This window comes from Aquimarina agarivorans (genome assembly GCF_000218485.1).
Lineage (GTDB): Bacteria > Bacteroidota > Bacteroidia > Flavobacteriales > Flavobacteriaceae > Aquimarina > Aquimarina agarivorans.
Map to the genome: position 1 here is coordinate 20,001 of NZ_AFPB01000132.1, position 13,175 is coordinate 33,175.

General features: G+C 32.9%; 13 protein-coding genes. 8 read left to right on the forward strand and 5 right to left on the reverse strand.

Annotated elements, in window-relative coordinates; translation table 11 throughout:
* Positions 1 to 233 precede the first annotated feature (233 nt).
* Positions 234 to 1,100 carry a YihY/virulence factor BrkB family protein gene (locus GMC_RS0107125; RefSeq protein ID WP_010521487.1) on the reverse strand — a complete coding sequence of 289 codons (867 nt, stop codon included), beginning with the start codon at positions 1,098 to 1,100 and terminating at the stop codon, positions 234 to 236.
* 160 nt (positions 1,101 to 1,260) lie between these two features.
* Between GMC_RS0107125 and GMC_RS0107130 the strand changes: the two genes are divergently transcribed.
* The 8 genes from GMC_RS0107130 to GMC_RS0107155 are packed head-to-tail and all read left to right on the forward strand — an operon-like array spanning position 1,261 to position 10,225.
* Complete coding sequence (locus tag GMC_RS0107130) at positions 1,261 to 1,917, forward strand: hypothetical protein (RefSeq protein ID WP_010521488.1); 657 nt, start codon at positions 1,261 to 1,263, stop codon at positions 1,915 to 1,917.
* A gap of 7 nt (positions 1,918 to 1,924) precedes the next feature.
* Positions 1,925 to 2,488, forward strand: coding sequence for an HD domain-containing protein (locus GMC_RS22750; protein WP_316928967.1), 564 nt, complete (start codon positions 1,925 to 1,927; stop codon positions 2,486 to 2,488).
* The gene (locus GMC_RS22755; RefSeq protein ID WP_316928968.1) at positions 2,461 to 3,120 is read left to right on the forward strand and encodes a Pycsar system effector family protein; all 660 of its coding nucleotides are present in this window, start codon (positions 2,461 to 2,463) and stop codon (positions 3,118 to 3,120) included. The genes GMC_RS22750 and GMC_RS22755 overlap by 28 nt, the downstream gene beginning before the upstream one ends.
* 59 nt (positions 3,121 to 3,179) lie before the next feature.
* Complete coding sequence (locus GMC_RS0107140) at positions 3,180 to 4,712, forward strand: GH3 family acyl-acid amido synthetase (RefSeq protein ID WP_010521489.1); 1,533 nt, start codon at positions 3,180 to 3,182, stop codon at positions 4,710 to 4,712.
* Positions 4,676 to 8,455 (forward strand): metallophosphoesterase, encoded by a 3,780-nt coding sequence (locus tag GMC_RS0107145; RefSeq protein WP_010521490.1) that lies wholly within the window; start codon positions 4,676 to 4,678, stop codon positions 8,453 to 8,455. Before GMC_RS0107140 ends, GMC_RS0107145 begins: the two co-directional genes overlap by 37 nt.
* Before the next feature lie 10 nt (positions 8,456 to 8,465).
* Complete coding sequence (locus GMC_RS20610; RefSeq protein WP_010521491.1) at positions 8,466 to 8,663, forward strand: hypothetical protein; 198 nt, start codon at positions 8,466 to 8,468, stop codon at positions 8,661 to 8,663.
* Positions 8,645 to 9,283 carry a phosphatase PAP2 family protein gene (locus GMC_RS19400; protein WP_010521492.1) on the forward strand — a complete coding sequence of 213 codons (639 nt, stop codon included), beginning with the start codon at positions 8,645 to 8,647 and terminating at the stop codon, positions 9,281 to 9,283. Before GMC_RS20610 ends, GMC_RS19400 begins: the two co-directional genes overlap by 19 nt.
* 42 nt (positions 9,284 to 9,325) lie before the next feature.
* Positions 9,326 to 10,225, forward strand: coding sequence for a DUF6268 family outer membrane beta-barrel protein (locus GMC_RS0107155; RefSeq protein ID WP_010521493.1), 900 nt, complete (start codon positions 9,326 to 9,328; stop codon positions 10,223 to 10,225).
* 221 nt (positions 10,226 to 10,446) lie between these two features.
* On the opposite strand, the gene GMC_RS0107160 is transcribed toward GMC_RS0107155, so the two are convergent.
* The 4 genes from GMC_RS0107160 to GMC_RS21820 form a co-directional block, all read right to left on the reverse strand.
* Complete coding sequence (locus tag GMC_RS0107160) at positions 10,447 to 10,914, reverse strand: Hsp20/alpha crystallin family protein (protein WP_010521494.1); 468 nt, start codon at positions 10,912 to 10,914, stop codon at positions 10,447 to 10,449.
* 234 nt (positions 10,915 to 11,148) lie between these two features.
* Positions 11,149 to 12,051, reverse strand: a complete 903-nt coding sequence (locus GMC_RS0107165; protein WP_010521495.1) for an AI-2E family transporter — start codon at positions 12,049 to 12,051, stop codon at positions 11,149 to 11,151.
* Positions 12,052 to 12,071: 20 nt separating this feature from the next.
* Positions 12,072 to 12,275, reverse strand: a complete 204-nt coding sequence (locus GMC_RS0107170) for a hypothetical protein (RefSeq protein ID WP_029489646.1) — start codon at positions 12,273 to 12,275, stop codon at positions 12,072 to 12,074.
* 511 nt (positions 12,276 to 12,786) lie between these two features.
* Positions 12,787 to 12,948, reverse strand: coding sequence for a hypothetical protein (locus GMC_RS21820; protein ID WP_193361485.1), 162 nt, complete (start codon positions 12,946 to 12,948; stop codon positions 12,787 to 12,789).
* Between the last annotated feature and the right edge of the window lie 227 nt (positions 12,949 to 13,175).

A 13,175-nucleotide genomic window follows, 5' to 3' on the forward strand; every position in this document is an offset into this window, starting at 1 on the left:
AAACATCCGTTTTTTGCAATTGGCTATTAGCAGTATCACAAAGCCTACAGCTAATTACCAATTGCCAATAGCTCTTGTAATATTTTTAGAAGCTAAAAAAGAAATGCATTAAAAATGCATAGTTTTAACTAAACCTGAGACCAATAAAATTTCTCTTTGAACACTTCGCTTAATTTTTTTAAAAATTTAAAAACTGATGCGTCTAATTTTTTTACACTATTACTAAATATTCCTTAATTGGTCAATTGTTTATTTCGGTAATCAACGTAAACCTTAGTGAATTCTGCTCCAAAAAAGAGTATCAAACTTGAATATGAAACCCACAATAAAATTAATACAATTGAACCTGCTGCTCCAAAAGCCGATTCAGGATTCATAGTGCCAAAATATACCCCTAAAGCAAATTTTCCAACACTAAAAAGTAGACTAGTTACAAATGCCCCCAACCACACGTGCTTCCATTTAATGTCTATATCTGGTAAAATTTTAAAAATCATTCCAAATAGTACGGTAATTAGCCCTAACGATATTACAAAATTGACTAAATGAATTAAACTGTACATAAAATCTGGTAAATTGGCATTTATCCAATCAGCAATAACGGAAATTAAAGCGGTTAACACTAAGGAAGTGAGTAATAAAAAACCAATAATTAAAATTAAACTCAATGAAAATAATCTGTCCTTAATCATTTTTAAAAAACCTGCATTTGGATCGGGTGCTACATTCCAAATTTCATTTAATGATTTTTGCAAGGAAACAAAAATTCCCGTAGCACCGTACAGTAATGTTGCTGCTCCAACAGTAAAAGCAATGGCGGATTGTTCTTCTATAACAGCATTTTTTATCAAAGCTTCAATAGTAGATGCCGAATCTTTTCCTAATACATTAGCAACTTCATCAATAATTTTACCTTTGATAACTGCTTTATTGTAAAATATTCCAACACTTTGTATAACTATAATCAATAAAGCCGGAAATGAAAATAAAGCATAATAACTTACTGCTGCACTTAATTGAAAAGGATCATTTGCCATCCAATTTTTATAGGTTTGTATTAAAATTTTCAGTAATTCTTTAATTGTAAATGCCTTCTTCATAAGCGCAACTTTAGGGATTATTCACATTACAAATGTGCGTAAATAAACACCCTTACTGTTGCTCATTTGAGCTAAAAGTGGACTGTTATTTTTAATTGAGTCCTTGTTTGCCTTAAATGCATTAAACAATAACTTTACATAACTCTAACTTTCGAACCCTATGAAAAGTGCATTATATTTAAAATTTACATATCTTTTAGTACAGGTGTTTTTGACACAATCGCTTATGGCCAATATCACTACAAATAATCTTAAAAATAAAACAATTCCTACCGAAATTTTAGCGGAAGCCAAAACTGCGCTTTCCTTTTATCCCAGTTTGAAAAATACGCCCATTGAATTTGTAATTAAACCTTCAATGAAAAAATCTTTTATGAAGGCACAACCAAAATTTTCTACACTACTTAAACCAACTTATAAAAGAGCTTATCTAATTTTTATTAATGAAAGTTTTACACTAGAAGATAAAAAATTGGATTTAAAAGACATCCCTTCCGATGTGCTAGTAGGCTGGTTGGGGCACGAATTGGGGCACGTTATGGACTACAAAGAACGTTCAACACTCAATCTTTTATGGTTTGGAATTCGATATTATTTTTCAGGCAATTACATCCGGAAAGCAGAACGTATTGCCGATTCTTACGCGGTTTCACACCAAATGACAGATTATATTATTTGTACTAAAAATTTTATTTTAAATCACGCTGACCTTTCAGATAAATATAAATCCAAAATAAAACGACTATATGTATCTCCAAATGAAATTTTAAAAATTGTCGAGGAGCAAGAGAAAGCTAAACAAGCACAATTAAACTAAAAAAACTATGGAAGCATTATTAAAAAATACAGAAACTTATGTTTTTGATCTTCTGAAAGAAAAGTTGCCGAAGGATTTTATTTATCATACTTTTTTGCATACACGAAGGGTACATGAAAGCGCGAAAGAAATCATAGAAGCTTCTGAGATTTCCAAAGAAGATCAACTCATTATTGAACTCTCCGCTTGGTTTCATGATACAGGTTACATTAATGATAGCAAAACACATGAAATTGAAAGTTGCAAAATTGCTAGCGCATTTTTAAAGAAGCATCAGGTGGATGCTCACATAATTAAGGCGGTTGAAAATTGTATTTTAGCTACAAAACTAGAAACAGCACCTAAAAATTTCAATGAAGAAGTAATAAAGGATGCCGACACTTCGCACCTAGCAAAAAATTATTTTAACAACGTAAGTGATTTACTAAGGCAAGAACTCAATATTCAAGGTATCGCTAATTTTACAAATAAAGAGTGGCGAGAGGAAAATATCATGCTTTTTACTAAAAAGCATAAATTTTACACCCCTTATGCGGTCAATAATTGGGAAAAGAAAAAAATAAACATTTAAAAAAGCTATTAAAAAAACGCAAAGATGTTTTAAAAACCAGAAATAAGGAAGCATACAAAGCCAAAATTAAAGCCGATTTAAAAAATGAAAGTCCTGAGCGTAGTATTCAAACCATGTACAGGGTTACGCTTCGCAATCATATAAAACTGAGTGATATTGCGGATACCAAAGCAAATATTTTATTATCAGTCAATGCCATCATCATTTCATTGGCATTAGCTAACCTAATTCCAAAATTAGACGCTCCTACAAATAGTCATTTATTAGTTCCCAGTTTAATTTTGGTGCTTTTTAGTGTGGCTTCAATCATTCTTTCCATTTTATCAACCCAGCCAAAAGTGACTTCCGGAGAATTTACAAAGGAACAAGTTGAAAACAGAGAGGTCAACCTACTATTTTTTGGCAATTTTCATAAAATGCCATTGGAAACCTTTCAATGGGGCGTAAACGAGATGATTCAGGATAAAGAATATATCTATAAAATGCTTACTAAGGATTTGTATTATTTAGGTGTTGTTTTAAACAAAAAATACAAACTATTAAAAATAACTTATGTAGTATTTACTATAGGAATTATACTATCAGTAGTCGCTTTTATAATCGCTTTTTTCAACCTAAAACATGCAAATTAGTTAGCTGGTAAATAACATATAAAAGCAACATTAAATTCTCACAAGTATACAATAATATTATGGCAGCAATTATAGGATCAATTATAAAAGGAGCAATCGATTTAAAGCATACGCTTACAAGTGAAACTCATCACATTGAGGCACAACAAAAAGTACTAAAAACCTTAATTGATACGGCTAAAGACACCGCATTTGGAACTAAGTACAACTTTTCTACCTTGTTAAAAGCTACTAATTTGTCTAAAGCTTTCGCCGAAGGAATTCCCTATCATGACTACCATAAAATGTATAACGAATGGTGGCATCAACTTTTGGAGGGTGGCGCCGATATCACCTGGCCAGGGATTGTAGATTATTTTGCATTAAGTTCTGGCACTACCGGAAAAAAAAGCAAGCGCATTCCCGTAACTGATGACATGTTAGCAGCCATTAAAAACGCTGGAATTAAACAGGTAGAGGCATTATCCAATTTTGACTTGCCGGCATCTTTTTTTGAAAAAGATATTATGATGCTAGGAAGCTCTACTAAATTACAAGAAAAAGATGCCCACTATGAGGGAGAAATTAGCGGAATTAGTGCTGCCAATATACCATCATGGTTTGAAGGATATTATAAACCCGGGAAAGAGATTGCCAAAATTAACGATTGGGACGAGCGTGTAACACGTATTGCCATGAATGCCAAAAAATGGGATATTGGCGCTATTAGCGGAATCCCTTCCTGGATTGAATTGATGCTAAAAGAAGTTATTGCTTACCATGAAGCAGAAAATATACATGACATCTGGCCAAATTTGCAAGTGTATACCTCTGGCGGAGTTGCTTTTGAACCTTACGCAAAAAGTTTTAATGCCCTGCTAAAACACCCAATTACGGTAATTGACACTTATTTGGCTTCAGAAGGATTTATTGCATTTCAGGAACGTCCTGAAACTGATGCCATGCGTTTAATAACCGACAATGGTATTTATTTTGAATTTGTTCCCTTCCAACCCGAATATATCAATCAGGATGGTTCATTAACTGAAAATGCACCGTCATTAACTTTGAAAGAAGTTAAAACCGGACAAGATTACGTACTAATTATCAGTACTGTATCCGGAGCTTGGCGCTATATTATTGGTGATACTATTGAATTTACCGACATAGCCAGAGCCGAAATAAGAATTACTGGACGTACCAAATTCTTTTTAAATGTGGTAGGATCGCAACTATCTGTAAACAAAATGAATACTGCTTTGCGCGAAGTAGAACAGAAATATGATATTATAATTCCTGAATTTACGCTGGCCGCCGTTAAAATTGATGGGGTGTTCAACCATCATTGGTATTTAGGTACTGACACGCCTATTACATCTGCCGATTTAGCCAAAGCTTTGGATGAAAAACTAAAAGCTGCCAATAAAAATTATAAAGTTGCTCGCTCCAAAGCATTAAAAGGAATTCGAGTAACTAAAGTTGCTCCTTCTGTTTTTAGTGAATGGAGCGGATCCCAAAAAAAGAAAGGCGGACAAGTAAAAATGGAGCGCGTAATGTCCGAAGAAAAATTTAATGAATGGAAACAATTTGTTTCCAAAATACAACAACAATAGCCTTAATACATTCTATGAATAACTTTTATAAAAATAGCGTATTAGTAACCATGGTTTTTTTCCTGATGACTAGCTGTGCTTTGTATGAACCTAAATACCGTGAACCATTTGACGCCAAAACTTCAAATGAATTTAAAGCTAATGAAATTGAAAAAACCTTTTATCTCATTGGTGATGCCGGATATGCAAAAGCAGGAGAAACCACACCTGCGCTAGCAACTTTTGAAACTTACTTAGAAAACAATAAAGAAAAAGGGAACTACGCTATTTTTTTGGGTGATAATATCTACCCTGCAGGAATGCCAAAAAAAGGAGAAGAAAACAGGGCCATTTCAGAACATAGGCTGGATGTACAAATAGCATCGGTAAAAAACTTTGATGGTGAAATTGTATTTATTCCAGGAAATCACGATTGGTATAATCAAGGCTTAAATGGTTTAAAACGTGAAGAAAATTATTTTGAAAAAAAGTTAGGAGATAAAAAGCTGTTTTACCCTAGTAACGGATGTGCATTAAAAAGTATTGATGTATCCGAAAATGTACAACTTATTGTATTAGACTCCCAATGGTACTTAACCGATTGGGACAAACATCCTACTATAAATGATGAATGTCCTGAAATAAAAACCAGAGAAGCAATGTTTCTGGAAGTAGAAGGGTTATTAAAGAAAAATCAAAATAAAACTATTGTTTTTGCTTTACATCATCCTTTGTATACCAACGGTGTTCATGGAGGTAAATACGCCCCTGTAAAACATTTATACCCTAGTCAAAAAAAGGTACCGCTGCCTATTTTAGCTTCATTGGCTATGCAATTAAGGACTAGCGGCGGAGTTTCAATACAAGATAAACAGAACAAACAATACAAAAAACTAGTAAAACGACTGGAAACGCTGGCAAAAGGTGCCGAACGGATCATTTTTACTTCAGGACACGAACACTCATTACAATATATTGAGCATGAAGGCTTAAAACAGATTGTTTCTGGTTCAGGAGCAAAAAATTCATACGCCGCACTAAGCAATGATGGATTATTTGCTTACGGAGGGCAAGGATTTGTACGCTTGGACATTTTAAAAAATGGTGCTTCTTGGGCCAGTTATTATAGTGCTAAACAAGGTAAACCTGAATTAATCTACAAAAAGGAAATATTTAAACCTTCACCTAAATTTAACTTAAACTCACTGCAACCTGTTACAAAAAAAACCATTTCTACTTCAGTGTACAAAAATAATGAAACAAATGACCGAAGTGAATTGTATGAAAGTATTTGGGGTGACCACTACAGGGATTTATATTATAAAAACATTGATGCTAAGGTTGCCATTTTAGACACACTTTACGGCGGATTGAAAGTTGTTCGAAAAGGTGGCGGACACCAAACACGCTCGTTACGCCTGAAGGATAAAAAGGGTAAAGAATACAATATGAGGGCACTTAAAAAAAGTGCGGTTCAATTTTTACAAGCCACTGTATTTAAAGAAAATTATATCGAAGAATCATTGAATGAAACCCTACCCACAAAAATGTTGGAAGATTTTTATACAGCATCACATCCGTATATTTTTACGGTAATTCCAGACTTATCAGACGCAGTAGGTATTTACCATACCAATCCAAAACTTTACTATATCCCTAAACAAAAAGCTTTAGGGCAACATAATATTGAATACGGGAATGAATTGTATATGATTGAAGAACGGCCCGAAGAACACCATGTAGATCAGGCTTCCTTTGGAAAACCCGAAGATATTGAGAGTACAGCTGATGTTTATGAACGTTTGCGCAGGGATGAAAAATATAGTGTGGATGAAGCGGCGTACATAAAAGCAAGAATGTTTGACATGCTTATAGGTGACTGGGACAGGCACTATGATCAATGGCGCTGGGCTGAATTTGAAGATGACAATGGCGATCACGTATTTAAACCTATACCAAGAGATCGGGATCAGGCGTTTTCCAATTTTGACGGTGGTTTTTTAGGCGCGTTACGTGGAATGATCGGATTTGTAAATCAATTGCAGGTTTATGACGACAAAGTAAAAAATATAAAATGGCTAAATGCTGCAGCTACTGTTTTGGACAGAACGCTTATACAAAATAAAGGCAGGGATGAATGGATAAAGCAAGCAACACATATTCAAAACAACTTGACGGATGAAGTTATTGATGCTGCTTTCGAAAAAATCCCTGAAGAAACCAAAGGCAAAGATTTAAATCAAATTAAAAAGTTTTTAAAACTCCGCAGGTCTAACTTGGTACAAATAGCTAAAGATTTTTATGAATATCACGCCAAATTAGCCATTATTAGCGGAACAGATAAGGATGACTATTTCACCATTGAACGTTTAAAAGATGGTAAAACCAAAATTACCGTTCAGCGCATTAAAAATGGAAAAAAGAAAGATGTTATAAGTGAACGCATATACGATAAAACTTATACCAAACAAATTAGAATTTACGGCTTAGATGATGATGACGTATTTGAAGTTATTGGAAAAGCCGAAAAACCCATCGCGATAAAAATTATAGGCGGACAAAATAACGATATTTATGACATAAAAGAAAGTTGTAAAATTTCAATTTACGATCACAAAACAAAACCAAATACATTAAAGAATGTCAAAGGTGCCAGAGTAAAATTGACTGACAATTATCAAGTTAATCATTTTAATAAAGATGATAAGGAATTGAATGCTTTAAGTATATTACCCAGCTTAGGGTTTAATCCTGATGACGGAATAAAAATTATACCTACTATTACCTATACCCACAATGGATTTTATAAAAACCCCTTTACAAATCAGCACAAATTTACCGCTGGCTATTATTTTGCCACTCAAGGTTTTGATTTGGAATATCGTGGCGAATTTGCGGGTGTTTTTGAAAATTACAATTTACTAATCAATGGACGATACACTAGTCCTAATTACGCAGTTAACTTTTTTGGTTTTGGTAATGATTCTCAAAACTTAGATGATAGAGACGATGTTGATTTTGATTTTAATCGCGTAAAATTAAGTAACTACAAATTGCTTATCGGCGCCGTAAAAAGCGGAAGAAATGGAAGTAATTTCCAATATACAGGCTCCATTGAAGGTATTCAGGTTGACAACACTCCTGGCCGATTTATTTCTACAGTAAATTTTAATGATCCTAATCCAAATGAAAGAAAATGGTTTGCAGGTGCTAACGCTACCTATTCTTACGAAAGTTATGATGTGATAGTAAACCCAACCCGTGGTATGAAATTTGTATTGGACGGAGGCACAAGAACCAATATTGATACTGGAGATACATACGGATTTATAAAACCCTATTTGGGATTTTATAATGCAGTGACTACTAATCGTAAGTTGGTACTTAAAACATCTGTATTTAGTCATTTTAACATAGGTAGAGACTACGAGTTTTTTCAGGCTGCTCAAGTGGGAGGACAAAATTTATTACGAGGGTATCGAAACCAACGATTTTCCGGACAAACCGCCTTGGCAGGAAGTGCTGATTTACGTTACAGCTTTAATCAATTTAAAACAAGTGTAGTTCCTTTGCAGTTTGGAGTATTTACTGGTGCTGACACGGGTAGGGTTTGGTTTAAAGAACAAAACGACTCCAACAAATTTCATGCTAACTATGGTGGAGGTTTTTGGGTAAACAGTGCTGATTTTATAAGCGGTACATTCAATTTATTTGTGGGAGATGATGGGCCTCGATTTTCATTCAACTTTTTATTTAAACTTTAATTTTTTTTATATGATATTCAATAATAGCAAACATATTTTTACATTAATTTCATTACTTATTATTAGTACTCAAGCATTTGCTCAAAACGATTCTCCTTACGAAACAAATTTTTATAAGGATGGCGCTTGGATTGCTGGTGGAATAGGATTGAGTGCACTGGGTTTGGCACTAATTGAAAAAAAAATGGCTTGTCCGATCAGGACTTAGCACAATTGGATAAAAACGATCTCTGGGGTATTGATCGTTGGGCTGCGGGTAATTTTTCGGAATCAGCAAGTGCTACTAGTGATATCCCATTTTATACCTCACTTGCATTACCATTTTTATTTACCTTAAATAAAGCCACTCGTCATAAATCAGGACAACTTTTTGTAATGTATTTGGAAAGTTTATCCACTACTGCGGCTTTATTTTCTATTACTGCAGGACTGGTTGAAAAAAGCCGTCCATTAGTTTATAATGATACTGGTGTAGTAAGTAGGTCTGAACGATTGGAAAATGACTCACAACGTTCATTTTATAGTGGGCATGTTGCCGCTTCTGCCACAGCTACATTTTTTGCAGCTCAGGTATTTAGCGATTTCTTTCCTGATTCTAGAGCAAAACCTTATGTTTGGGCAGGTGCTGCGCTCATTCCTGCTACCGTAGGTTATTTTAGAATTGAGTCGGGTAAACATTTTTTAACTGATACCATTATCGGGTATGCACTTGGTGCTGCCAGTGGAATTTTAGTGCCGCGTTTACATCGTAAAAAAGAGTCTGATTTAAAAGTTTCTGCTAATATGATGGCTGATACTAAAACTATAAATCTTTCGTACGTATTTTAGTGGTATGGTTTTAATCTATTTATAAATTAAAATCCATCTCAAATGAAATACTTTTTAGCATTTAATCTATTCTTTTTAATTTCCACATCAATTTTTGCTCAGTTGACTGACTTGACACGCCTAGAATATACATACTTTCCGCAAAGAAACAGTGATAACAATTTTCAACGTATTCGGGCATTGGTCAAATTGCCATTAAAATTAAATGACAAAGGTGCATTTTTAGTACCTGGATTTGAATATCGGAACGTACGCTTTGATTTTGAAGATGCCACAAATTTTGATACCAACAATTTAAATAATTTTAATTCCTATGATATCACGTTAGGATATACGTTTAAAATAAAAAAATACTTGCGTTTTGCTGCAAAATCAGGTGTTTTAATAGCTTCTAATTTTGAAGGTGATGGGGTTATTACCAATGATGATTTATTATATTCGGGTGCCGTAGTACTAATTAAGGATAAAACTGGTGAAGGCGAAGCAAAAAAACCCTGGCGCTGGGTCATTGGACTGCAATACTCAACAAAAGCGGGTATTCCCATTCCCCTACCCTTTATTAATTATTACAAACAATTTGCTCCCAAGTGGTCTTATGGTTTGGGAGTTCCAAAATCAAATATCAAGTATTATTTAAATGACAAAAATGTATTTCAGGCATTTGCAACACTAGATGGTTTTTTCGCTAATATTCAAAAAGATAGAGTAATTCCCAATTCCAATGGTACAAATACTGCTACTACTGCAAGTATTTCCATGACAGTCGCTTTAGGCGGATTGGGTTTTGAACATTTGTTTACTGATCATTTAGTACTATATGCTTACACTGGCTTTACCTTTTTAAACGATATTAGGCTAAGGGACAATAATCAAGATGATGTGTTTACAATAAATGACACCAATACATTTTATATACGGGGTGGATTAAAATTTAAACTTTAGATTTAAACACAAAAGAATTTACTGCTAACTATGTAATTGAGCTAACCTCTATTACTAAAACTGTTTTCATTAAATATTTCATTGTAAACAAACCTTGTAATCAAACTAATCGAATTTTTGTTTCGTTTTTAAATAATAAAAAAAGAAGCCTAAAAAGCTTCTTTTTTTGGGTGTGCTATCAAACAATTCTAGTAATCTATACTTAAGTCAAGAGTGGAAAACTAATCAATTTTAACTGTCGTCGTTTCAATTTCCTTCTTTTCTTGTTTTGGCAAAATAATATTTAAAATTCCATTGGTATATTTTGCCGATATAGCATCGGTTTGTATAATTTTTGGCAAATTAAATACACGTTCAAACTTTGAAGTTGTAAATTCTCTTCGCACAAATTTTCCTTCAGCTTCATTAGCTTCTTCTTTTTCAAATGATGCTGAAATTTTTAATTTATTTTGAGTAATATCAACTTTGAAATCATCTTTTTCAAAACCTGCTGCTAGTAAAGCGATTTTAAATTCAGTGTCGGTTTCTTCAACATTTACCTTAGGTAAATTAGTATCATAATACTCATTAAATGACGGTGAAAATGTGTTATTAAATACCTCATTTATCAGTCCTCCAAACTCAGAAAATGGCGTCATTGCATTTGATGGTACTCCATTAAATTTTGTTAATCCTCTATTATTATTCATAATGATTTATTTTTTTGTTTACGCTTAGATTTAGTCAAACAATATACCAACATGAAATTTAGTACAAATCAACAAAAAAATAATGACAAAATGACTTATTGATAATGGATAAGCATGTCAAAATGGCAATTTAAAAGGTGTTTTACTCTTTATTTCTAATCCTTCATTTATTAATAATACCTTTTCATACATTAATTTTCTTATTTAAGATGGCTTGCTTTTATTTTGATACTTCTACTCTACTTCTACATTAGCGCTATGACTCTCTTCAGCGGTGCTGTCATTATCATCTACAAATAATTCTTCGCCCATGACAGTAATACTTCTATCACCTAAAATATCTTCAACATAAACCATTTTTACAAAAACCATTAAAATAGCAATAACTGGAACGGCAAGAATTAATCCCAACATACCAGTAAATATCCCTAAAATAACTTGGGCTACTAAAATCATTGCTAAAGGAAATGCAATCATTTTTTTTTGAATCAAAGGAGTCAAAATATTACTTTCAACAATTTGAATCCCCCCGTATAATAGTACTACATAAAATGCATAATTTTCGCCCATAGTAAGTGCTAATAAAAATGCAGGTATTAATGAAAATATGGGCCCAAAATTAGGAATAAAAGTAATTAGCGCCGCAAAAATACCTAAAGTTAAAGCTAGTGGTACACCTAATATGGCCAAACCAGTACAAGTAAGTACACCTACTATAAGCATCGAAAAAATTTTTCCTAAAAGCCAGCGTTTTAAAGTATAACCCATGGTAAGCAATACTTCTTCTGTACGTTTGCGTTTCGGTTTGGGGAATAATGTTATAATTCCATTGATATACAAACTAGGTTGCACCATTAAAAACATTCCCAGAAAAACAACAATATATAAGTCTGCTAAACCACCTAAAAAGGAACTAAAAAAAATGGTTAACTGTTCCTTATTTTTTTTCAGTTCTCCTTTATACCGACCTACTTCATTTAAAACTAAATTACCTACTTTGTTATTGGACAACTTACTTTTTACATCTTGTGCTGCTTTTGGAAGCTCAACTTCCAATACTTCAATTTGCGAAGATACTCTGGGATATAAAAACACAATGGATAAAGCAAATAAGGAAGCCACCAACGATACCGCCAAGCCTAATGACCATTGATTATTTAAGGGTATTTTTTTTGTAATAAAGAAGCGATTCCTTTAAAGAAGATAGCAATTAATATTCCCGCTAAAATTAGTAGAATCACTTTAAACCCTTTTAAAATCAAAAAAATCAATAATAAAATGACACATATAATACTTGTCGCTTTTATAATTTTTTTACTAAAATCACTAATCGCAAATGTGCTTGTATTTTTTGAACTCATAACTTTAATAATTAAATGAACCACTAAGGACTAAAAGTACAATAGTTTTGGTTATGACTAAAAGTCATTACTTTTTGAACATCCGTTTTTTGCAATTAGCTATTAGCCTTTGGCTATTAGCAGTATTTTTAAGTCAACAGCTAATTACTAATTGCCAATAGCTCTTTGTAATATTTTTAGAAGCTAAAAGCGAAATGCATTAAAAATGCATAGTTTTAACTAAACTTGAGACCAATAATAACTTACTACTCTTGTTTAATTTCTTACTCAAAAACCGAAACGCCCTATCCACTGGCAATGAATAAGTTGTTTCCGATATTAAATTCGCTATTCGAAATAGTCTTTTTTCGATCAGTATTATGCGCTTTAGCTGGAGATAGGTCTATGTTTTTCTTTCTTGTCCAAATAAAAAACTTTTTTTATACTTGGATGTAGGAAACCCTATAAAAATAAAAGCGAATATTCAATTTTGACTTAGAATATTCGCTTTTTTTATTAAAGGTTATAAATTTTAATCTACAGCATCTTCCACTTCATCTGCAGCATCTTCAATTCCATCGCCTACACTTTCAACGGCATCTTCCACTTTTTCGCTCGGTTTCTTTTCTCTACAACTCGTTGTAAAAGCAGCTATAGATCCGGTAACCAAAATTGATAATATGATTTTCTTCATCGCTTTAAAAATTTTATAGTGTTATTATTTATACAAAGATGCAGTCAATAATTTCCAACTTTTAACGGTAATAAAAATGATTTTAACTCTATAACAATTCAATTATCAATCGAGTGAACAAAAAAGCACTAAATAAAATTGTGATCACCTTTTTATTTAGTAATTGATTAAGTATTTTTAAAAAAAATGCATATCCGCAAAAGCTCCTAAATTGAGATAATTTTTGT